Origin of the sequence: Streptomyces sp. NPDC001568 (assembly GCF_042893755.1) — a bacterium.
Taxonomy (GTDB): domain Bacteria; phylum Actinomycetota; class Actinomycetes; order Streptomycetales; family Streptomycetaceae; genus Streptomyces.
In genome coordinates this window covers 212,504-234,435 of the sequence record NZ_JBIAVF010000007.1, presented here as the reverse complement: position 1 = coordinate 234,435, position 21,932 = coordinate 212,504, and the positions used below count along the sequence as shown (strand labels likewise).

19 protein-coding genes and 1 pseudogene are annotated in these 21,932 nt (G+C 74.6%); 13 read left to right on the top strand and 7 right to left on the bottom strand.

Going from position 1 to position 21,932, the window contains the following annotated elements:
* Positions 1–147: 147 nt before the first annotated feature.
* Complete coding sequence (locus ACFY0I_RS15330) at positions 148–747, top strand: hypothetical protein (RefSeq protein ID WP_388894950.1); 600 nt, start codon at positions 148–150, stop codon at positions 745–747.
* 240 nt (positions 748–987) lie between these two features.
* Positions 988–1,332, top strand: a pseudogene (locus ACFY0I_RS15325) (nucleotidyl transferase AbiEii/AbiGii toxin family protein); the annotation flags it as partial.
* Here the strand turns inward: ACFY0I_RS15325 and ACFY0I_RS15320 are convergent.
* From ACFY0I_RS15320 to ACFY0I_RS15310, 3 genes are all read right to left on the bottom strand, one after another.
* Complete coding sequence (locus ACFY0I_RS15320) at positions 1,271–3,520, bottom strand: molybdopterin oxidoreductase family protein (RefSeq protein ID WP_388894946.1); 2,250 nt, start codon at positions 3,518–3,520, stop codon at positions 1,271–1,273. The pseudogene ACFY0I_RS15325 and the gene ACFY0I_RS15320 overlap by 62 nt on opposite strands.
* Before the next feature lie 115 nt (positions 3,521–3,635).
* Positions 3,636–4,406 carry a glucose 1-dehydrogenase gene (locus ACFY0I_RS15315; RefSeq protein WP_388894943.1) on the bottom strand — a complete coding sequence of 257 codons (771 nt, stop codon included), beginning with the start codon at positions 4,404–4,406 and terminating at the stop codon, positions 3,636–3,638.
* A gap of 61 nt (positions 4,407–4,467) precedes the next feature.
* Complete coding sequence (locus tag ACFY0I_RS15310; protein ID WP_388894940.1) at positions 4,468–5,178, bottom strand: vancomycin high temperature exclusion protein; 711 nt, start codon at positions 5,176–5,178, stop codon at positions 4,468–4,470.
* Positions 5,179–5,568: 390 nt separating this feature from the next.
* Here ACFY0I_RS15310 and ACFY0I_RS15305 point away from each other — a divergent pair, with 390 nt between their 5' ends.
* The 4 genes from ACFY0I_RS15305 to dnaG all read left to right on the top strand — a co-directional run bounded on the left by ACFY0I_RS15305 (position 5,569) and on the right by dnaG (position 10,965).
* A complete protein-coding gene (locus tag ACFY0I_RS15305) occupies positions 5,569–6,285 on the top strand; it encodes a sirohydrochlorin chelatase (RefSeq protein ID WP_388894938.1) in 717 nt (238 codons plus the stop codon).
* Between the two features lie 56 nt (positions 6,286–6,341).
* Positions 6,342–7,658 carry a deoxyguanosinetriphosphate triphosphohydrolase gene (locus tag ACFY0I_RS15300; RefSeq protein ID WP_388894936.1) on the top strand — a complete coding sequence of 439 codons (1,317 nt, stop codon included), beginning with the start codon at positions 6,342–6,344 and terminating at the stop codon, positions 7,656–7,658.
* Positions 7,659–7,751: 93 nt separating this feature from the next.
* Positions 7,752–9,026 (top strand): NAD(P)/FAD-dependent oxidoreductase, encoded by a 1,275-nt coding sequence (locus tag ACFY0I_RS15295; protein ID WP_388894933.1) that lies wholly within the window; start codon positions 7,752–7,754, stop codon positions 9,024–9,026.
* Between the two features lie 34 nt (positions 9,027–9,060).
* The gene (gene dnaG / locus ACFY0I_RS15290) at positions 9,061–10,965 is read left to right on the top strand and encodes a DNA primase (RefSeq protein WP_388894931.1); all 1,905 of its coding nucleotides are present in this window, start codon (positions 9,061–9,063) and stop codon (positions 10,963–10,965) included.
* Here dnaG and ACFY0I_RS15285 read toward each other — a convergent pair.
* Positions 10,962–11,423, bottom strand: a complete 462-nt coding sequence (locus ACFY0I_RS15285; protein ID WP_388894929.1) for a gamma-glutamylcyclotransferase family protein — start codon at positions 11,421–11,423, stop codon at positions 10,962–10,964. The genes dnaG and ACFY0I_RS15285 overlap by 4 nt on opposite strands.
* A gap of 106 nt (positions 11,424–11,529) precedes the next feature.
* On the opposite strand from ACFY0I_RS15285, the gene ACFY0I_RS15280 reads away from it, so the two are divergent.
* The 4 genes from ACFY0I_RS15280 (at position 11,530) to ACFY0I_RS15265 (ending at position 15,026) form a co-directional block, all read left to right on the top strand.
* Positions 11,530–12,228, top strand: a complete 699-nt coding sequence (locus ACFY0I_RS15280; protein ID WP_388894926.1) for a hypothetical protein — start codon at positions 11,530–11,532, stop codon at positions 12,226–12,228.
* On the top strand, positions 12,225–13,505 hold the full coding sequence (locus ACFY0I_RS15275; RefSeq protein ID WP_388894922.1) for a sensor histidine kinase: 1,281 nt from the start codon (positions 12,225–12,227) through the stop codon (positions 13,503–13,505). Before ACFY0I_RS15280 ends, ACFY0I_RS15275 begins: the two co-directional genes overlap by 4 nt.
* Positions 13,506–13,727: 222 nt before the next feature.
* Positions 13,728–14,270 (top strand): hypothetical protein, encoded by a 543-nt coding sequence (locus ACFY0I_RS15270; RefSeq protein ID WP_388894919.1) that lies wholly within the window; start codon positions 13,728–13,730, stop codon positions 14,268–14,270.
* A 129-nt stretch (positions 14,271–14,399) separates the two neighbouring features.
* Positions 14,400–15,026, top strand: a complete 627-nt coding sequence (locus tag ACFY0I_RS15265) for a class F sortase (protein WP_388894916.1) — start codon at positions 14,400–14,402, stop codon at positions 15,024–15,026.
* A gap of 13 nt (positions 15,027–15,039) precedes the next feature.
* Here the strand turns inward: ACFY0I_RS15265 and ACFY0I_RS15260 are convergent, their stop codons facing one another.
* From ACFY0I_RS15260 to ACFY0I_RS15250, 3 genes are all read right to left on the bottom strand, one after another.
* On the bottom strand, positions 15,040–15,816 hold the full coding sequence (locus ACFY0I_RS15260; RefSeq protein WP_388894914.1) for a sulfite exporter TauE/SafE family protein: 777 nt from the start codon (positions 15,814–15,816) through the stop codon (positions 15,040–15,042).
* A gap of 36 nt (positions 15,817–15,852) precedes the next feature.
* A complete protein-coding gene (locus ACFY0I_RS15255; protein ID WP_388894911.1) occupies positions 15,853–16,134 on the bottom strand; it encodes a hypothetical protein in 282 nt (93 codons plus the stop codon).
* A gap of 71 nt (positions 16,135–16,205) precedes the next feature.
* Complete coding sequence (locus ACFY0I_RS15250; protein WP_388894908.1) at positions 16,206–17,501, bottom strand: ferric reductase-like transmembrane domain-containing protein; 1,296 nt, start codon at positions 17,499–17,501, stop codon at positions 16,206–16,208.
* 168 nt (positions 17,502–17,669) lie between these two features.
* Here ACFY0I_RS15250 and ACFY0I_RS15245 point away from each other — a divergent pair, with 168 nt between their 5' ends.
* From ACFY0I_RS15245 to nirD, 3 genes are read left to right on the top strand one after another with little or no spacing between them, the layout of a single operon-like run.
* Positions 17,670–19,061: an NAD(P)/FAD-dependent oxidoreductase gene (locus ACFY0I_RS15245; RefSeq protein WP_388894905.1), complete on the top strand. Its 1,392-nt coding sequence runs from the start codon at positions 17,670–17,672 to the stop codon at positions 19,059–19,061.
* Position 19,062: 1 nt separating this feature from the next.
* Complete coding sequence (gene nirB, locus ACFY0I_RS15240) at positions 19,063–21,588, top strand: nitrite reductase large subunit NirB (RefSeq protein WP_388894902.1); 2,526 nt, start codon at positions 19,063–19,065, stop codon at positions 21,586–21,588.
* Positions 21,585–21,917 (top strand): nitrite reductase small subunit NirD, encoded by a 333-nt coding sequence (nirD, locus tag ACFY0I_RS15235; protein ID WP_388894899.1) that lies wholly within the window; start codon positions 21,585–21,587, stop codon positions 21,915–21,917. The genes nirB and nirD overlap by 4 nt, the downstream gene beginning before the upstream one ends.
* Positions 21,918–21,932: the final 15 nt, after the last annotated feature.

Here is a 21,932-nt window from a genome sequence, read left to right as displayed (position 1 = left end):
GTGGCACCGCACCCTCAGTGTGGGGTACGGCACATCACCGCCACGAGGGGCGTGCGAGCACTTTCTGAGTCCGGTGCGTGACCGGATGGTTACCCCCCGGCGGGAACCCCGATGCGGATCGGACGCATGTCCGAGATGATCGATGTCATGTCTTCGCACGGAACCTACGAAACCCACGTGACGGTCCGCTGCCCGGACGCGGTGGAGCTGGAGCGGCTCGAATCCTGGGCCGCCGCGCGGGAGTTGAAGGTCACGCACATCCTGTTGGCCCGGGGTCGGATGCTTTCGCAGCCGATGTTGACGCTGCCGGACGGCACGAGCCACGAGCGGCTGGTGCCGCAACTGCGGGCGGCGGGCTTCGACCCGGTCCGGGTCAAGGTCGAGACGGTCCCGTGGACCACGGACAGCCCGGGGCCGGGCGGCGGTTACTTCGAGCACCACCTGAAGCTGACGCTGCCGGCGGACTACGACCGCCCGGCCCTGGAGGCCCTGGTCACGGAGCACCGGGCGCACCTGTCGTGGAACGCCCGCCGCACCCTGCCCGGCCCGGACGGCACGCACGAACGCTTCGTCACACAACGCTGTCGGGGCACCGCGTCCAAGGCGACGGCGGCCTGCGACACCTTGATCTCCGTCCTGGTGGAGGCCGGCTACGAAATCCTGTCGGAGGAGCGGGAGTTCGTGCTGTACGACAGCGACCTGTCGGTGGACGAGGGCTGGATCGACTGCGGGGAGGCACGGCGATGAGTTCGTGGCGGCATTTCGGGACGCGGAACACGCACCTGCCGCGGGAGCCGCTGGACGGGGCGGCGCGGGTGGCGGGGGACCTGCCGCGCACGTTGCGGCCGGCGGCCGGGGACGACGTACGGCAGCGGGCGGTCTTCGATCCGTCTCTGCGCCACCACTTCCGGGCCCACCGGGCCGGGGGACCCTGTGTTCGACGACCCGGCGCGGACGCTCGCCCGGGCGGCGGCGCGGCGGGTGGCGATGGACGCGGTGCTGGAGGGGATCGCGGCGGCGGCCGACGGCCGGGCCGGGATCCGGGCCTCGGGCGCGCTCTGCGAGGACCTCTGGACGTACGACCGGGTGCCGGGGCGGCGGATGGTGCTGCCGTGGTCCGTGCCGGGGCTGCCGGCCGGGCAGGTCCAGCTGGACTTCGTCTTCAACGAGGGGCTCGCCGAGCCGCCGGAGCCGGTCGAACTGGCCTGCGGGGCCACGGTCCTGGCGGCGACGCCCGCGCTGTCGTCGGCCTGGAAGGTGCTGTGGCTGATCAGCGACCGGCATCCGCAGGGCAAGGACCTGTACGACGCGGTGCTGCCGGCGGAGCACCACCGGCTGCCGAACGCACTGTTGCAGGAGGTGTTCCGGGAGGCCTGGCGGCGGCCCTGCGGCCGACGCTCTCCGGTGACGGCGGCCAGGGCGTGCCCTTCGGAGCCGGTAGCGGCTCCACCCGGACCGCGCAGACCTTGAACTCCGGCATCCGGGAGACCGGGTCCAGGGCCGGGTTGGTGAGGTTGTTGGCGCGGCCCTCGCCCGGCCAGTGGAACGGCATGAACACCGTGTCGGCGCGGATCGTGTCGGTGACGCGGGCCGGGGCCACGGCCCGGCCGCGGCGGGAGACGACGACCACCGGGGCGCCGTCGTCGACGCCGAGGCGGGCCGCGAGGCGCGGGTGCAGCTCCACGAAGGGGCCGGGGGCGGCCTCGTTGAGTTCGGGCACGCGGCGGGTCTGGGCGCCGGACTGGTACTGGGCCACGACCCGACCGGTGGTGAGCAGCAGCGGGTAGTCCGCGTCGGGAGTCTCGGCGGCGTCCCGGTGGGTGACGGGGGCGAAGCGGGCCCGGCCGTCGTCGGTGGCGAACCGGTCCAGGAAGAGGCGGGGCGCACCGGGTGAGCCGGTCGGGCAGGGCCAAAAGACGCCCTGTTCTGCTTCGATGCGGGCCCAGGTGATGCCCGAGTAGTCGGCCGGGCCGCCCGCGGAGGCGAGCCGCAGTTCCTCGAAGACCTCCTCGGGGTCGGTGGGGAAGCCCTTCTCCACGCCGAGGCGGGCCGCGAGGCCGTGCAGGACGTCGAGGTCGCCGCGGACCCCGGGTGGCGGGGTGAGGGCGCGCCGGCGCAGCAGGACCCGGCCTTCGAGGTTGGTGGTGGTGCCGCTCTCCTCCGCCCACTGGGTGACGGGGAGGACCACGTCGGCGAGGGCGGCGGTCTCGGACAGGACGACGTCGGCGACGGCGAGGAAGTCCAGGGAGCGGATGCGGTCCTCGATGTGGGCGGCGCGGGGCGCGGAGACGACCGGGTTGGAGCCCATCAGGAGCAGGGCCCGTACGTCGCCGCCGAGGGCGTCGAGGAGTTCGTAGGCGCTGCGGCCGGGGCCGGGCAGGCTGTCGGGGTCGACGCCCCAGACCCCGGCGACGTGGGCGCGGGCGGCGGGGTCGGTGAGCTTGCGGTAGCCGGGGAGCTGGTCGGCCTTCTGGCCGTGTTCGCGGCCGCCCTGGCCGTTGCCCTGGCCGGTGAGGCAGCCGTAGCCGGAGAAGGGTCGGCCGGCGCGGCCGGTGGCCAGGCACAGGTTGATCCACGCGCCGACGGTGTCGGTCCCCTTGGACTGCTGTTCCGGACCGCGGGCGGTCAGGACCATGGCGGTGGCGGGGGCGCAGAACAGGTCCGCGGCCTCGCGGAGCCGGGGCACGGGGACCCCGGTGATGCGTTCCACGAGTTCGGGCCAGTGGGCCATCGCGCCGGCCCGGGCCTCCTCCCAGCCGGTGGTACGGGCGGCGATGAACTCCTCGTCGGTACGGCCCTCGGCGACGATCAGGTGGAGCAGGCCCAGGGCCAGGGCCAGGTCGGTGCCGGGTCGGGGGGCCAGGTGCAGGTCGGCCTGCTCGGCGGTGCGGGTGCGGCGCGGGTCGACGACGATCAGGGTGCCGCCGTTCGCCTTCAGTTCGGTCAGGAAGCGCAGGGCGGGGGGCATGGTCTCGGCCGGGTTGGAGCCCACGAGGATCACGCAGCCGGTGCGCGGTACGTCCTCCAGCGGGAAGGGCAGCCCGCGGTCGAGGCCGAAGGCGCGCTGGTGCGCGGCGGCGGCCGAGGACATGCAGAAGCGGCCGTTGTAGTCGATCTGCGAGGTCCGCAGGGCGACCCGGGCGAACTTGCCGAGCGCGTAGGCCTTCTCGTTGGTGAGCCCGCCCCCGCCGAAGACCCCGACGGCGTCGTCGCCGTGGGTGCGGCGGGTGCGGGCCAGGCCCTCGGCGATCTTGTCGAGGGCCTCCTCCCAGCCGGCCGGCTCCAGCCGGCCCGCGTCGCCCCGGACGAGCGGCTCGGTGAGGCGCACCCGGGAGGACAGTACGGCGGGCGCGGTGCGGCCCTTGCCGCACAGCGCGCCCCGGTTCACGGGGAAGTCGGCCCGCTCCTCCACGCTCACGCCGTCGCCGCCGGGAGTGGGGCGCAGGTTCATCCCGCACTGCAGCGCGCAGTACGGACAGTGCGTGGCGACGGCGGCGGGGGCGGCTTCCGGGGGATGCATGCGCTCCAGCGTGCGTCCGCGGTGTTACACCGGCCGCCGCTCCCGGTTACGCCTCCCGTACGGGCACCTCAGCGCGGGCCGGGGGCGGCGGTGAGGGCGCGGGCACCGGGTCGGGTCACCGGCCGGTCAGGTACTTCACCGTCAGGCCCGCCGTCCAGCCGCCGTCCACGGCCAGTTCGGCGCCGGTCATGTAGCCGGCGGCGTCCGAGAGCAGGAAGGCGACCGCGGCGGCTATTTCCTCGGGCAGACCGACGCGGCCGAGGGGGGCGCCGGGGTAGTTGCCCTCGCCCGCCGCGATGCCGATCGGGGCGGTCATCGGGGTGAGCGTCATGCCCGGGTGGACGGAGTTGACGCGGATCCGGTCCTCGGCGAGCTCGACGGCGCCGATCTTCGACAGGCCGCGCACGCCCCACTTGGAGGCCCCGTAGCCGGCGGTGAGGGCGAGTCCGGTCAGGCCGGCGGCGGAGGAGATGTTGACGATGGAGCCGCCGCCGTTCGCGCGCATCAGCGGGATCGCGGTCCTGATGCCGATGAACACGCCGACCAGGTTGATCTCGATCACCCGGCGGAAGTCCTCGACGCTCTCGTGCTCCAGGAACTGGCCGGTGGAGATGCCGGCGTTGTTCACGAGGCCGTCGATCCGGCCGAACTCGGAGACCGCGTGGGCGAGCACCGCCGTCCAGTCGGCCTCGCTCGTCACGTCGTGCCGCAGGAAGCGCGCCGCGTCCCCCAGCTCGGCGGCGGTCTCGGCGCCCTCGGTCTCCAGCACGTCGGTGATCAGCACCCGGCCGCCGCCGTCGACGACGGCCCGCGCGGCCGCCGCGCCCAGACCGCGGGCCCCACCGGTGATGACGACGGCCTTGCCGCCCAGATCCACAACAGCCACGGTTCCACACCCCTGACGTACAGACTGGTATATGACTAATCGGCATACGCCGATCGCGGCGTCAGTCTGCCAGAGCCGCCAGGACCCGCGACACCCCCTCCTCCTTCGGCCCCAGGAACCGCGGCTCCGGCTTGAACACGGCGTCCAGCGCCGCCTTGCCCGCCGCGAAGACCTCGCGGGTCCCGCCGTAGTACCAGGTGGCGTCGTGCACGTCCTGCACGCCGACCCCGTACGCGTCCACGCCCGCGGCCCCGCACAGCGCGACCGCGCGACGGATGTGGAAGCCCTGGCTGATCAGCACCGCCCGGTGCACGCCGAAGATCTCCCGGGCGCGCACGCAGGAGTCCCAGGTGTCGAAGCCGGCGTAGTCGCTGACGATCCGGTCGTCCGGCACCCCGTGGGCGGTGAGGTAGGCGCGCATCGAGTCCGGCTCGTCGTACTCGGTACGGCTGTTGTCGCCGGTCACCAGGACCACCTTCACCTTCCCGGTGCGGTACAGCTCCACGGCCGCGTCGAGCCGGTCCGCGAGGTAGGGGGTGGGCCGGCCGTCGTAGAGCAGGCCCGCCCCGAACACGACGGCCACCTCGGCCCGCGGCGCGTCGGCCGTGGTGTGCAGCCGGTCGGCGGCGACCGCGTGGGTCCATGCCGAGGGCAGCAGCGCGAGGACGCAGCCCGCCATCACGAGCCGCACGAGCCGGCGCCGGGCCCTGACGGTGCGCGGGACCAGCCCCCGCGCGGCGCGCGCGATCCGGTGCGGGCGCGGTGTGCGCATGAGGTTCCCCCTGGTGGTACCGGCCGGTGTGCGGCGGGCGCCGCACCCGCAGGTCAGGACGTACGTGGAGGACGGACGGTTTCACCGACCGCGTCACACCCGGGCCCCCGCCGCCCCGGGCCGGGCCGACGCTCCCCCGGCGCCCGGCCGGCGGGCCGGACGCACGGCGGCGTACACCCGCCGGTGAGCGGGCCGTAAACACCCGTCACCCCGACGCAACGCCCGCGCAACCTGCACCCCGCAGGATCGGTCCATGACGGAGCCGGTGCACCCTCCCGAACCCTTCGCCCTCCCCTTCGGCAGCGCGGCCGAGCTGCTGACCCGGATCACCGCCCAACTCGGCACGCAGCTCAGCGGCCTGCGCCCGCCACGCGCCTACGGAGCCCCCGCATGCAGCCCACCCTCGTCGCCGTGGCCCACGGCAGCCGTGACCCGCGTGCCCCGCTCGCCGTCCACGCCCTCCTCGAACGGGTCCGCGAGCTGCGTCCCCGCCTCGACGTCCGGCTCGGGCACGTCGAGCTGAACCAGCCGCTCCTCGGCGACACCCTGGGCGCCCTGCCCGGTGGCGGCGAGGCGGTCCTGGTGCCGCTGCTGCTGGGCCGCGGCACCCACGTCAAACGGGACCTCCCCGCCGCCGCCCGCGCCGGGCACCTGCGCGTCCGCGTCGCCGCCCCGCTCGGCCCGCACCCGCTGCTCGTGGAGGCCCTGTACGAGCGGCTCCTGGAGGCCGGCTGGACCCCGGGAACCGCGGTGGTGCTGGCCGCCGCCGGATCCCGCGACCCGGACTCCGCCGCCGACACCGGGCGCAGCGCCGCCCTGCTGTCGGAACGGCTCGACGGGGTCCCCGTGGTCCCCGCCTACGCCTCGGCCGCCGCGCCCCGCGTACCCGACGCCGTCCGGGCGCTGGCCTCCCGGGGCCGACACCGGGTCGCGGTCGCCTCGTACTTCGCCGCCCCGGGCCGGTTCGCCGCCGCCTGCGCGGCCGCCGCGCCGGGTCCGGCGGCCGCTCCGCTCGGCGACCATCCGGCGCTGGCCCGGCTCGTCGTGCTCCGCTACGAGCAGGCCCTCGCCCGGCGGGCGCGGCCCGTCGAACTGGCCACGGCCTGAGGGTGGCCCCCTTACGGATCTCTCGGTTTGTCGGCCGTTGCGGTTAACGTCGGAGCATGGAAGGCACCGCACACTCCCCCGCCTACGCGTCCTACGACGCCGCCGCCACCGAACGATGGGTCCCCGAGCCCGACAAACAACCCGGCCGCACCGCCTTCCAGCGCGACCGCGCGCGCGTCCTGCACTCCGCCGCGCTGCGCCGGCTCGCCGGCAAGACCCAGGTCGTCACCCCGGGCACCCGTTCCTACGACTGGGACGCGAGCCCCCGTACCCGGCTGACGCACTCCCTGGAGTGCGCGCAGGTCGGGCGCGAGCTCGGCGCGGCCCTCGGCTGCGATCCCGACCTGGTGGAGGCGGCCTGCCTGTCCCACGACATGGGTCACCCACCGTTCGGGCACAACGGCGAGGAGGCGCTGAACGAGTTCGCGAAGGACAGCGGTGGCTTCGAGGGCAACGCCCAGTCGCTGCGCCTGCTGACCCGGTTGGAGCCCAAGCGGTTCGTGCCCGATCCGGTGACCGGCGAGCCGGTGAGCGTCGGCCTCAACCTGACCCGCGCCTGCCTGGACGCCGCCACCAAGTACCCGTGGGCGCGCGGCGACCACCCGACCGACCCGGGTTCGGTGAAGTTCGGCGCCTACGAGGACGACCTGCCGGTGTTCGAGTGGCTGCGGCGCGGCGCGCCCGCCGACCGCAAGTGCTTCGAGGCACAGGTCATGGACTGGTCCGACGACGTCGCGTACTCGGTGCACGACTTCGAGGACGGTCTGCACGCCGGTCACCTCGATCCGAACCTGCTCTTCGCGGAGCCCGAGCGCGCCGCGATCTGGCAGGTCGCCATCGGCCGGTACGTGCCCGCCGACACCGCCCCGGAGGAACTCCGCGAGGCCTTGGACCGGCTGATGGACCAGGAGTGGTGGCCGCACGGCTATGACGGATCGGCCGTCGCCCAGGCCCGGTTGAAGGACGCCACCAGCCAGCTGATCGGCCGGTTCTGCCAGGCGGCGGAGGGCGCGACCCGCGAGGCGTACGGGCCCGGCCGGCTCACCCGGTACGCGGCGGGACTGGTCGTCCCCCGCGAGGCGCGCAACGAGTGCGCCGTCCTCAAGGCCGTCGCCGACCTGTACGTCATGCAGCGCGACGAGCAGGAGCGGCTGCGCGCCGACCAACGCATCGTCCTGGCCGAACTCGCGGAGGCGCTCAGCGCCCGGGCTCCGGAGGGCCTGGACCCGCAGTTCCGGGCGATCTTCGACACGGCGCCCGACGACCGGGCGCGCAAACGCGCGGTCATCGACCAGATCGCGTGCCTCACCGACGCGGCGGCCCGCTCCCTTCACGCCCGCCTCACCAGACGCCCGCAACGCGCCGAAGGGTGAGCCGATCGGGCCATTCCCCCTTCACGCGGCAGGCTCGGTGCGGGACGCTCGCATGTGGTCGCATGTGGCGGAGAGGTTATGAGGAGGCATCAGGTGGTCGACGCACACCGGACGTTCGTGATCGTCGGGGCAGGGCTCGCCGGGGCGAAGGCAGCCGAAACGCTGAGGTCGGAGGGGTTCACGGGCCGGGTCATCCTGATCGGCGACGAGCGCGACCATCCGTACGAACGGCCTCCGCTGTCCAAGGGGTACCTGACCGGCAAGGAGGAGCGCGAGAGCGTCTTCGTCCACGAACCGTCCTGGTACGCGGCCGCCGACATCGAGCTGCACCTGGGGCAGCCGGCCGTCCACCTGGACCGGGAGAACAAGACGGTGCGCCTCGGTGACGGCGCGCTGCTGCACTACGACAAGCTGCTGCTGGCCACCGGGGCCGAGCCGCGGCGCCTGGACGTCCCGGGCACCGGCCTGGTCGGGGTGCACCACCTGCGGCGGCTCGCGCACGCCGAGCGACTGCGGGGCGTCCTGGCCTCCCTCGGGCGGGACAACGGCCACCTGCTGATCGCGGGCGCGGGGTGGATCGGCCTGGAGGTCGCGGCGGCGGCGCGCGGCTACGGCGCCGAGGTCACCGTGGTCGAGGCGGAGGCGACCCCGCTGTACACGGTGCTCGGGCCGGAGGTCGGCCGGCTGTTCGCCGACCTGCACGCCGCGCACGGGGTCCGGTTCCATTTCGGGGCGCGGCTGACCGAGATCGTCGGCCACGACGGAATGGTGCTGGCGGCCCGTACGGACGACGGCGAGGAGCACCCGGCGCACGCGGTGCTCGCCGCGATCGGGGCCGCGCCCCGGACGGCGCTGGCCGAGACCTCCGGGCTGGCCCTGGTGGACCGCGAGCACGGCGGCGGCATCGCCGTGGACGCCTCCCTGCGCACCTCGGACCCGGACGTGTTCGCCGTCGGCGACGTCGCAGCCGCCCACCACCCGGTGCTGGGGACCCGGCTGCGGGTCGAGCACTGGGCGAACGCCCTCAACGGCGGGCCGGCGGCGGCGCGGGCGATGCTCGGGCAGGAGGTCGGCTACGACCGGGTGCCGTACTTCTTCTCCGACCAGTACGACGTGGGCCTGGAGTACTCGGGGTACGCCCCGGCGGGCGGCTACGACCAGGTGCTGATCCGCGGGGACGTGGGCAGGCGGGAGTTCATCGCGTTCTGGCTGTCGGAGGGCCGCGTGCTCGCCGGAATGAACGTGAACGTGTGGGACGTCACCGACCACATCCAGGCCCTGATCAGGTCGAAGACACCGGTGGACCGCGAAAAGCTGGCGGACCCGTCCGTTCCGCTCGCGTCGTTGATCACCCGGGAGGGTGCCTGACGGGATTGTCGCCGCCCGGCCGTAGACTTCACGCGTGGCAGGACGGATCAACGACGACGACGTGAAGGCGGTACGGGACGCGGTCCCGATCGACGCCGTCGTCTCCGAGTACCTCCAGCTCCGCAACGCCGGCGGCGGCAACCTCAAGGGCCTGTGCCCCTTCCACGACGAGAAGTCCCCGTCCTTCCAGGTCAGTCCCAGCAAGGGCTTCTACCACTGCTTCGGCTGCCAGGCGGGCGGGGACACCCTCGACTTCATCATGAAGATCGACCACCTCTCCTTCTCGGAGGCGGTCGAGCGCCTGGCCGGCCAGGCCGGCATCACCCTGCGGTACGAGGAGGGCGGCTACACCGCCGGCACCAGCGGCCGCGGCGAGCGGATCCGGCTGGTCGAGGCGCACAAGGCCGCCGCCCTCTTCTACGCGGAGCAGCTGGGCGGCGCCGAGGCCGAGATCGGGCGCCGCTTCCTGGCGGAACGCGGCTTCGACCAGGCGGCGGCCGAGCACTTCGGGGTGGGTTACAGCCCGGCCGGTTGGGACCACCTGACGCGGTTCCTGCGCGGCAAGGGCTTCACCGACAAGGAACTGGTCACCTCCGGGCTCGCCCAGGACAGCCGCAGCGGCAAGCCCATCGACCGCTTCCGCGGCCGGCTGATGTGGCCGATCCGGGACATCAGCGGCGAGGTGGTCGGCTTCGGCGCGCGCAAGCTCCGCGACGACGACAACGGCCCGAAGTACCTGAACACCCCCGAAACCGCGATCTACAAGAAGTCCCAGGTCCTGTACGGCATCGACCTGGCGAAGAAGGAGATCGCGAAGACCTCCCGGGCCGTGGTCGTCGAGGGCTACACCGATGTGATGGCCTGCCACGTGGCCGGGGTCACCACCGCCATCGCCACCTGTGGCACGGCCTTCGGCGGGGACCACATCAAGATCCTGCGCCGGCTGCTGATGGACAACGCGACCGCCGAGGTGATCTTCACGTTCGACGGGGACGCCGCGGGCCAGAAGGCCGCGCTGCGGGCCTTCGAGGACGACCAGAAGTTCGCGGCCGAGACCTCCATCACCATCGCCCCGAACGGAATGGACCCCTGCGACCTGCGTCTCGCGCAGGGCGACGCGGCCGTGTCGGGGCTGGTCGAGTCGCGCACCCCGCTGTTCGAGTTCGCGCTGCGGCACATCGTGTCCCGGCACAACCTGGAGAACCCGGCGGGCCGGGCGGCGGCGCTGGACGAGGCCGCTCCGGTCGTCGCCAACATCAAGAACATCGCGATCCAGCACGAGTCGGCCGTCCAGCTGGCCGGCATGCTCGGCATCCGTGACGAGCAGTTCGTCGTCAAGCGGGTGGCGCAGCTCGCCCGCTGGGCCCGCGAGCGCGGCAACCAGCCGCAGCAGCAGGGCCGGGGCGGCGGCCGGTCCCCCGAGTCGGCGCCCGCGACTGCGGCCGTGACGCCCGGCGGGCCCGCGCTGAACCTGCGCAGCCCCGCCCACCGCACCGAGCGCGAGCTGCTCAAGCTGGCGCTCCAGCGGCCGGCCCTCGTCTCCCCCGCCTTCGACGCGTACGGCATCGACGAGTTCACCGCCCCGCCCTACGCGGCGGTCCGTCAGGCCATCCAGGACGCCGGCGGCGCCGCGCAGGACACCGACGACTACCTGATCCGGGTCCGCGCGGCGGCGCCCAACGACACCGTCCGCGCCCTGGTGACGGAGCTGGCCGTCGAGGCCATCCATGCCAAGACGGTGGACGAGGTGTACGCCGGGGTCCAGCTGGTGCAGGTCCGGCTGCGCGCCGTGGACCGCCGGGTCCACGAGGTCCAGGGCACCATGTCGCGGCTCGGCCCGCAGGCCCCGCCCGAGCAGCACGCGGCGGTCCAGGAAGAGCTGTGGGTGCTCCAGCAGTACGGCCGCCGGCTGCGCAACCGGGGCGCGGAAGGGCTCTAGAGGGCCTGGCCCCCGGTCCGTCGGCGGCCGTGCCAGTCGCCGCCCGGGATCCGCGTGCCCGAGCCGGTCAGGCGGCGGGCCAGCGGTCCGGCCGCCAGGTAGACCCAGGCGCGGACGCGGACGCCGTCGGATCGGACCGCCTCGCGGGCGACCCGGTCGTAGAGGTTCCCCGGATGGCCCGGGCCCGCGTACTCCTCCAGCAGGTCCAGCGCGGCCAGCAGTTCCCCGTACGCCTCCGGCAGCGCGGTGATCAGCTCGCCGGTTGTCGCGGAGCCGGGGCGGTCCACGGCGTACGGGTAGCCGGGGCCCTCGTACAGGGCCGCGTCGGGCAGCACGGCCGGTTCCTCTGCGGCGGTGCGGCCCCGCAGGAACAGGTCGTGGTTGACCTCGCCCGGTCGCAGCGTCCCGTACACGAAGAACGGCAGCGTGCCGGATTCCGGCCGATCGACCGATGCCACGGGGTCCTCCCTCGACGCAGACTGACTCGACCCACACCGTACGCACCCCGCCCGCGCGACCCCCGCGGACCCCCGAACCCCCCGAACCCGACGGCTTCTTCTTCCCATGACGCGATCACCCCGCCGCTCCTGCGCCTCCCCGCTGATCTGCACCGTCCTGCTGGCCGCCGCGTCGGCCGCCGGTGGCTGCGCCGCACCCGGCGGGCTCGGCGAGGGCGAACCCGCGCCCGCCGTGTCGGCCCAGCCTCGACCACAGCCCCTGTGGCCGGCCTGGGCCGGGACCTCGTCCCGGACGCCGGGGGCCGGCTCCGCCGCCCCGATGCCGGCGCCGACGCCGCTGCCGGGCGGGCCGGAGGTGGGCCCCGGGGGCCTCGCGGCGGTGAACGCGAGGGACGTCGTACGGGCCGACAGGCGGATGCGCCCGTTCCTGGGCAAGGGGAGCATCCGGGAGCCGGGGCGCGCCGGCCTGCGGCCCGTCGTCCACGCGGACCTGACCGGGGACGGCGAGGACGAACTCGTCATCGCCGCCGACACCGAGAGCGGCCGCACGGCGCTGAGCGTGTACACCGCGCGGGACAACCGGATCGTGCCCATCCTGTTCACCGTCGGGCGGCGGATGACGGCCGAGTCCCTCGGACCGGACCTGCTGGTCCGCACCGCCGCCGACGACGACTCCGAGCAGGCCGTGCGCTACCGCTGGGACGGCGAGCGGATGACGGTGGTCAGCGACGAGCGACGCTTCGACAGGTCCCCGCCGACCATCGGACCCAAGCCTTCCGCCGGGACCGGGCGGGACCCCCGGTGAGAGCACCGCTGCGGCGCGCCCGGCGGGCCGTCCGGTCCCTGGGGCTGCGTTGGAAGATCTCCATCCTGTTGGCGGTGGGCTGCGCGCTGGTCGCGGTCACCATCGGCGTGCTGATCCACGAGGCGCGGGCGTGCCAGGTGGCCGACGCCGCCCGGCGGAGCGCGGTCGAGCAGTTGGTCCGCGTACGGCAGGTGTACGAGCTCACCGGCAGGCTCGACTTCGACAAGGTCGGCGGGGCGGACGCCCGGATCGACTGCCCCACCACGCCCCCGGCGCTGCGGGCGGCGGCCCGGGACGGCCTGCGCACCACCTACCTGGACCTGACCGGGCCGGAGCCTGCCGTGTGGGCGGCGCGCCCCATCGGTGGCTCCCACGTCCTGACGGTCCGGCTCCCGCTGGCCGCGGAACAGGCCGAGCTGGCGGAGCTGGACGGGGTGCTGCTCGCCTCCGGAACGGGCGTGGTGGCCCTGGCGGCGGGCGGCGGGGCGCTACTGGCGAGCCGGCTGAGCAAGGACCTGCGGACGGCGGCGGAGACGGCGCGCCGGATCAGCGCGGGTGACCTGGACGCCCGGATCGGGCCGTCCGAGGTGCCCGGGACGCGCAACGAGGTGACCGAACTGGCCTCGGCGGTCGACACGATGGCCGCGAGCCTGCAACGGCGGCTGGAGGCGGAGCAGCGGTTCACGGCGGACGTGGCGCACGAGCTGCGGACCCCGCTGACCGGGCTGCACACGGCGGCCGAGCTGCTGCCCGCCGGGCGGCCGACGGAACTGGTGCGCGACCGGGTGGCGGTGCTGCGGACGCTGACGGAGGACCTGTTGGAGGTGGCCCGGCTGGACGCGGACCGGGAGGAGCCGCGGCTGGAGGCGCACCGGCTGGGTCCGCTGGTCGCCTCGATCACCCGGCGGTCGGGGGTGGCGGCCGTGGTGGAGGGGCTGGACGGCGAGGGCGGGGCGTGGGTGCGGACCGACGTGCGGCGGCTGGAACGGATCCTGACGAACCTGCTGGTGAACGCCCGCCGGCACGGGGCCGGTCCGGTGACGGTGTCGGTGTCGGGGACCTCGGTCACCGTCCGGGACCGGGGCCCGGGCTTCCCCGCGACGCTGCTGCGGGAGGGGCCGCGGCGGTTCATGACGGGCACGGCCGAGCGCGGCCAGGGCACCGGGCTCGGGCTGACCATCGCCTTCGGGCAGGCCCAGGTGATCGGCGCCGGGGTGACCCTGACCAACCCGGCCCCGGCGGGGGCGGCGGCGACGGTGACGCTGCCCGCGGCGTGAGCGGGCGGGCGCGGGGCCCGCCGGGCGGCGGCCCCCGCCGGTTTCGCGGGGGTGGGTTCACCCGGACGGGGTGGGGGGACACGGATGCCGTCGCACGGGCTCTGACGTGCGCGGATGCCGCCGCGGCGGGCGGCGCCCCGGCGATCTGACGGGGGCTCAGCAGGCGCGGGGCGGGCACGCCGGTTTACCTCGAGACACGACCCCGTGTCCTCAGGAGTTTCCATGCGCCGCAGCACCGCCCACGTGCTCACCGCCACCGCGCTGACCGCCGTCGCCTTCGTCGGTCCGGTCGCCGGAGCGGTCGCCGCCGCGGACCTCGGCATGACCGCCTTCGCCCCCGGGGACTTCGCGGTGCTGGAGGTCTGGCCGAAGTCGGCCCCGGCGGGCGCCACCGTCACCGTGAACACCACGGCGTGCGGCAAGGGCGGCCACGCCGAGGGCGATGCGAGCACCGTCGGCGGCGGGCGCTTCAAGCTCGCCCCGGGCACGCACAAGGAGGTCGTCGTGGGTCAGTTCCAGATCGCCCACGGCACCCGGTCCGGCACCTACGGCATCGGGGTGACCTGCGCGAACGGCAAATTCGCGACCGGCGACCTCGCCATCACCGAACGCGGCCCGCAGGGCCACGTGCGCACCGGGGTGGGTGGTGGGACGACCACCACCTCCGACCCCGCCAAGATCGCGGCGGGGGTGGCCGCACTGGCCGTCGCCGCCGTCGGCGGTACCTGGCTCCTGCGTCGCCGGGCGAGCGGCACGCGGAGCTGACGGACGCCCACCGCGGCTCCGGCCGCGGTCCGACCGGTACCGTCCCCGTCGCCCGACCCCGCGAGGTCCCCCCCGTTCGCGGGGTCGGGCGACGGCCAGTCACAGGAACGGCGAGACGAGGGGGCAGCCATGGGGACCTCCGGGCGGACCTCCGGGCGCGGAGGGCTCGTCGCCCTCGCCGCCTGCGTCGGCGTATGGCTCGTGAGCAGCGGTTCCGGCGAGACCGTCGGGCCCCCGCTGCCCTCCCCCGGTGAGGCGCTGAGCGCGCAGGCCGCGTACCCCGGGAGCATCGACCCGCTGCCCGGCTCCCCGCCCAGCCGGATCCGGATCCCCTCGATCCGGGTGGACGCGCCGCTGACCGGCCTGGGCCTGGACCGCGCCGGCAGCCTCGAAGTGCCGCCGCCGACCCGCGTCAACCTCGCGGGCTGGTACCGCGAGGGAACCACCCCGGGGGCCACGGGGACCGCCGTCGTCGCGGGTCACGTGGACCATGCCCGGGGCCCGGCCGTCTTCTACCACCTGGGCGCGGTGCGCCGGGGAGCGGCGATCGAGGTCGCCCGCGAGGACGGGCGTACGGCCGTGTTCACCGTCCACGCCGTCGAGGTGCACGACGCCGACGCGTTCCCCGACAAGCGGGTGTACGGGCCGTCCCCGCGCGCGGAGCTGCGCGTGATCACCTGCGGCGGCGGTTTCTCGCCGCGGACCGGCTACCAGGGCAACGTCGTCGTCTTCGCCCACCTCACGGGAACGTACTGACCCGCCGGGTCCGCTAGCCCCACTGTTCGAAGCCGAGCTTGACGACGAGCGCACCCACGACCGTCAGCAGCACGCCGCGGACGAAGCCGCTGCCCTTCTTGAGCGCCATGCGGGCGCCGATCATGCCGCCGGCGAGGTTGAAGACCGCCATCAGGGCGGCCAGCTGCCAGAGGACCATGCCCTGGTAGGCGAACATCGCGAGTGCGCCGGCGTTCGTGCAGGTGTTGACGATCTTCGCGGTGGCGGAGGCGGTGACCAGGTCGAGGTGGAGCAGGGCGGTGAGGGCCAGCACGAGGAAGGTGCCGGTGCCCGGCCCGATGAGGCCGTCGTAGAAGCCGATGCCGAGGCCCGCCAGGGCGATGGTCAACAGGATCCGACCGCGCGAGACCGGCGAGGTGGAGGGCGCCGCGCCGAACCCCGGCTTGAAGATCACCACCGCGGCGACCACCACCAGGACGACCATGATCAGCGGACGCAGCGCGTCCTTGCTGATGCCGCCCGCGAGCGTGGCCCCGCCCATCGACCCGGCGAGCGCGGCCAGACCGATCCGGACGGCGATCCTCACGTCCACCGGGGCCTTGCGGGCGTAGGTGACGGCCGCGCCGGCCGTGCCGACGATCGCCACCGCCTTGTTGGTCCCGAGCACGGTCGCCGGGTGGGCGTTGGGCAGGCCGAGCAGCAGGGCGGGCAGCAGGAGCAGTCCGCCGCCGCCCACCACGGCGTCGATCCAGCCGGCCGCCGCGGCGGCCACGCACAGCACGATGATCATCGTCGTCGATATGTCAGGCACCCGACGACCCTATGGAGCGGATCGGTGCAGCGACCATCAATCGCCGGAAACTTGCGCAAAGGTTGAGCTTTGCCTGGCCGGCACCCGGTCCGGGGCCACCGGAGCGGCCGGTTCCACCACGGCCGTCAGCGCGGTCGCGATCAGCGCCCCGGCCAGCCCGAGCCCCGCCGCCAGCCGGCGCGGCGCCGGTACGCGGGCCGCCGCGCCCAGCCCGGCCCGTACGAGGGACTCCCGGCGCGGCTTGCGGTGCCGGCCACCCACCGGGACGGCGGGGGCGGTCGCGGACAACGGCAGGGTGACGTGCAGGGGGTGGCGCATGGGCGCGATGACCTCTCGGCGGGACGTTCGGGTGCGGGGATCGGGCGAACGGGGGCTGCGGGCGCCGGGTTTCAGAAGCTGAAGCACTCGCTGTGCACGCGCTCCGCCGGGACCCCGGCCCGCAGCAGGGCGGCCAGGGTCGCCTCCGTCATCCCGGGCGGGCCGCACAGGTACACGTCGTGCTCCGCGAGGTCCGGCACCAGCGCGGTCAGCGCCTGCGGGGCGAGCGGGTCGTACGCGGCCCCCGACGGCCCGAGCAGGTAGTGGAGCCCCGCCTGCCGTTCGGCGGCTATGGCCTCCAGCTCGGCCCTCAGCACGAGGTGCTCCTCGGCGCCGGCCCGGTAGAGCAGGGTGATCTCCCCCGGCCCGCCGGGCAGGGTCTCGAACAGGGCCCGCATCGGGGTGATCCCGACCCCGCCGGCGATCAGCAGCACCTTGGTCCGGGTCCGCCGGGCGGCCGTGAGCGCCCCGAACGGCCCGGTGGCCAGGACGCGCGTGCCCGGGCGCAGCCGGCGGATCCGGCGGGAGTGGCCACCGAGCGCCTTGACGGTGATCCGCAACCGCCCCCCGTCGACGGGCGCGGAGAGGGAGAACGGCAGGGCGGTGTACCAGAGCCGCCGCTGGAGGAACCGCCAGCGCAGGAACTGCCCCGGTTCGGCGCGCAGTTCGGCGAGGTGCTGCCCGTACATGACGACGGACACCACCCCGGGCCCCTCGACCCGCACCTCGGCGACCCGCAGCGCGTGCCGCAGGGCCTGGCGTACGGGGACCACGACCCGGTACCAGACCAGCAGGACGGCGACGACGGCGTGGGCGAGCGCCCAGAACCAGGCGACGGCGGCGAGGTCGGGTCCGGCGAGCTGGTGGACGAAGCCCAGGGCGACGGCGAGGTGGACGAGCAGGTGGACCCCGCGCCAGGTTTCGTGGGGGATGCGGCGGCGTACGGCGCGGGCCGAGGTCACGCCGACCGCGGCCAGCAGGACGGTCCCGGCCGCGGCGGCGGCGAGCGCGGGGTAGCCGAGCAGCTCCCGGGCGGCGGAGAGCACGTCGACGCCCTCGTGCACGGCGTAGCCGAGCAGGGCGAACAGGCCGTGGCCGAAGCACAGGAGGAGCACGTGGCGGCCCCCGAGGGCGTGCCAGCGGGCGAGCCGGTCGGCGCCGACGCCGTGCTCGACGGCGGGCACCCGGGCCATGAGGAACAGCATGACGAGCACCCCGTACCCGGCGAGGAGGCCGGTCAGGTGCGCGGCGGTCGCGAAGAGGGCGTCGAGCCGGGCGGAGGGGCGCACCTGAGCCGCCCAGAGCAGGGTCACCAGCCCCGCTCCGCCCAGCATCCCGCCCTTGACCCGTACCGCCGCATCTCGCATGCCGCTCACGCTAGGCGGCCTCCGGGGCCCCTCCGGACTCCCGGAGTGATCCTTAAGGCGGCCTTGAGGGACGCCTCACCGGCCCTTAATCCCGGCGCTGAGGTCGGCGTTCCGTCCGGGTAACAGGGCCGATGCCGAGGGGAAACAGCGGCCGCGCACGCTCGTGCCATGACCTCGGAGCAGCGTGTGGTGGTGATCGGCGGAGGGCTGGCGGGCCTGCGGCTCGCGCAGCGGCTCGGCGCGGAGCGGGGTCCGACGGTGACCGTCCTCGGGGAGGAGACGCACGCGCCGTACAACCGGGTCCTGCTCGCCGAGGTCCTCGCCGGCCGGTACCCGCCCGGGGTGACGGCGCTGCCCGCGCCCGGCCCGGTGCTGCGCCGGGGCGTGCGGGCGGTCCGGATCGACCGGGCACAGCGGCGCGTGCACTGCGACGACGGCACGGCGCCGGAGTACGACGCACTGGTCCTGGCCACCGGCTCGAACCCGGTGCTGCCGCCACTGCGCGGGCTGTTCCCGCCCGACGGTCGGGAACTCCCCGACGGGGTGCACGCGTTCCGCACCATGGACGACTGCCTGGCGCTGGACGCGGCGGTACGGCCCGGCGTGCGGGCGGTGGTGATCGGCGGCGGTCTGCTGGGGGTGTCCGCGGCACGCGCGCTGGCCGCGCGGGGCGCCCAGGTGGTGCTCGCTCAGCAGGCGGAGCGCCTGATGGAGCGTCAACTGGACGCGGACGCGTCGGCGCTGCTGCACGGGCACCTGACGGCGCTCGGCGTGGAGATCCACACGCACTGCCGGGTCCGCGGCCTCACCACGACCGGCGGCCCGGTGGCCGGCGCGGGCGGCGGCGCGGGTTCCGCCACGACCGGCGCCTCGGGTTCCGCCACGACCGGCGCCCAGGGGCCCGGCCCCGGCGGGGCCCCCGCCGTGGCCACGGTCACCGCACGCGCCCCCGCCCGCCCTGAGCGGCGGCGGGTCACCGGGGTCGAGCTCGCCGACGGGTATCGGCTCGACGCCGATCTCGTCGTACTGGCCTGTGGCGTGCGCCCCCGTACCGGGCTGGCCCGGGCGGCCGGGCTCGACGTCCGCAAGGGCGTCGTGGTCGACGACCGGCTCCGCACGAGCGATCCCCGCATCCACGCCATCGGCGACTGCGCCGAGCACGCGGGCCGGGTGTACGGCCTGGCCGGCCCCGCGCTGGAGCAGGCCGAGACCCTCGCCGCGCTGCTGACGGGCGGCGCGGCGACGGCCCCCGCTGCCGCCCCGTCGTACGCCGGGACCCGCGCCCTCACCCGACTCACCCTCGGCCGCACGGGCAGCGGCGACGGCCACTTCGACCTGGCCGCCTTCGGCGAGCCGACCCCGCTGCCCGGCGACGACGTGGTCCGCCTCGCCGACGCCACCCGCCGCACCTACCGCAAGGTCGTCGTCCGCGGCGACCGGCTCGTCGGCGGGGTCCTGCTCGGCGAGCTCTCCACGGTGGGGGCCCTGGCCCGCACCTGGGAGGACGACGAGTCGCTGCATGACCTGTTCCACCTGCTCACCGACGACGGAGGCCACTGACATGACCGAGCCCTTGCCCGCAATCGTGCTCATCGGGCACGGCATGGTCGGCCAGCGCTACCTGGAGGCGCTCGCCGAGCGCGGCGCCACCGCCACGCACCGCGTCACCGTGCTGTGCGAGGAGCCCCGGCCCGCGTACGACCGCGTGCACCTGACCTCGTACTTCTCCGGTTCCACCCCCGAGGACCTCTCGCTGACCCCGGCCGGCTTCCTCCGGGACAACGGCATCGACCTGCATCTCGACGACCCCGCCGAGAGCATCGACCGCGACGCCCGCACGGTGACCTCCCGATCCGGGCGGGTGTTCCCGTACGACGTGCTCGTCCTGGCGACCGGCAGCTATCCGTTCGTACCGCCCGTCCCCGGCAAGGACGCCCCCGGCTGCTTCGTCTACCGCACCATCGAGGACCTCCTCGCGATCGAGGAGTACGCGAAGACCCGCACCAGCGGCGCGGTCGTGGGCGGCGGCCTGCTCGGCCTGGAGGCGGCCGGCGCCCTGAAGGGGCTGGGGCTCCTCACCCGCGTCGTGGAGTTCGCGCCCCGCCTGATGCCCGTGCAGGTCGACGAGGGCGGCGGCGCCGCGCTGCTGCGCACCATCGAGTCGATGGGCCTGACCGTGCACACCGGGGTCGGCACCCAGGAGGTGCTCACCGGCGAGGACGGCGCCGTCAGCGGGATGCGGCTCTCCGACGGCTCGACCGTCGACACCGACCTGGTCGTCTTCTCCGCCGGCGTCCGCCCGCGCGACCAGCTCGCCCGCGAGGCCCTCCTCGACGTCGGCGAACGCGGCGGCATCGCCGTCGACTCCCGCTGCCGCACCTCCGACCCGCGCGTCTACGCCATCGGCGAGTGCGCGTTGGCGAGCGACGGTCGCGTCTACGGCCTGGTCGCCCCCGGGTACGAAATGGCGGAGACGGCCGCCGAGGACCTGTTGGGCCGCGACAAGGAGTTCACGGGCGCCGACCTCTCCACGAAGCTCAAGCTGCTCGGCGTGGACGTGGCCTCCTTCGGCGACGCCCACGGCGCCGCCCCCGGCAGCCTCGACGTCGTCTGGTCCGACTCCCGCTCCGGCGTCTACAAGAAGCTGGTCGTCTCCCCCGACGGGGTCCTGCTCGGCGGGGTCCTCGTCGGCGACGCCGACGCGTACGGACTGCTGCGCCCGCTCACCGGCAGCGTCCCGCCCGTATCGCCCGAGCAGTTGGTGCTGCCGGCGGGGCTCGGTCCCGCCGCTCAGCTCGGCCCGTCGGCGCTCCCCGACAGCGCGGTGATCTGCTCCTGCCACAACGTCACCAAGAAGGCCATCGTCGCCTGCGCCACCCTGCCCGAGGTCAAGAGGTGCACCAAGGCGGGTACCGGCTGCGGCAGTTGCGTCAAGGTGATCGGGCAGCTGCTGCCGGCCGCCGCCGACCAGGGGCTGTGCGGCTGTTTCCCGTACACCCGGGCCGAGCTGTACGAGATCGTCCGGACCCGCCGGCTGGCCTCGTACGAGGAGATCCTCGACGGCCACGGCCGGCCGGAGGCCCGCGGCGGCGACGGCTGCGAGGTCTGCAAGCCCACCGTCGGTTCGATCATCGCCTCGCTCGCCCCCGTACTCGGCGCCAGCGGCTACGTCCTGGACGGCGAGCAGGCCGCCCTCCAGGACACCAACGACCACTTCCTCGCGAACCTCCAGCGCAACGGCTCGTACTCGGTCGTCCCCCGCATCCCCGGCGGCGAGATCACCCCCGACAAACTCATCGTGATCGGCGAGGTGGCCCGCGACTTCGGCCTCTACACGAAGATCACCGGCGGGCAGCGCATCGACCTGTTCGGCGCGAGCGTCGACCAGCTGCCGCGGATCTGGGCCCGTCTCGTCGACGCCGGATTCGAGTCCGGGCACGCGTACGGGAAGGCCCTGCGGACGGTGAAGTCCTGCGTGGGGCAGACCTGGTGCCGCTACGGGGTCCAGGACAGCGTACGGATGGCCATCGACCTGGAGCTGCGCTACCGCGGCCTGCGCGCCCCGCACAAGCTGAAGTCGGCGGTGTCGGGCTGCGCCCGCGAGTGCGCGGAGGCGCAGAGCAAGGACTTCGGGGTCATCGCGACGGCGACCGGCTGGAACCTCTACGTCGGCGGCAACGGCGGGGCCACCCCGCGCCACGCCGACCTCCTCGCCCAGGACCTGTCGGACGCCGAACTGGTCCGGTTGATCGACCGCTTCCTGATGTTCTACATCCGCACCGCCGACCGGTTGGAGCGCACCTCCACCTGGCTGGACCGGCTGGAGGGCGGGCTGTCCCACCTGCGGGACGTGATCGTGCACGACTCGCTCGGCCTGTGCGCCGAACTGGAGTCGCTGATGGCCGAGCACGTGGCGCACTACCGGGACGAATGGGCCGAAACCCTCCAGGACCCGGAGCGGCTGCGCCGGTTCGTGTCCTTCGTCAACGCGCCCGGAGCCCCGGACCCGACCGTGAGGTTCGTCGCCGAACGCGACCAGGTCAAGCCCGACCTGGCCGTGCTGACCATAGGAGGAGCTGTCCGATGACCATCGAACTGCGGGTCGCCGAAGGCTGGCTCACGGTGTGCGAGCTGTCCTCGCTCGTGCCCGGCCGGGGGGTCGCCGCGCTGCTCCCCGACGGGAGCCAGGCCGCGGTGTTCCTGGACCGCTCGGGGCGTCCGTACGCCATCGGCAACCAGGACCCCTTCACCGGCGCGCACGTGCTGTCGCGCGGGCTGGTGGGCCGCGCGGCGGGGCGGCCCTTCGTGGCCTCGCCGCTGCTCAAGCAGCGCTTCGACCTGGAGTCGGGGCAATGCCTGGACGACGAGGGGGTGACGGTCCGGACCTACCCGGTGCGGACCGCCGCGACCTCGTGAGCCGCGCGGCGGACC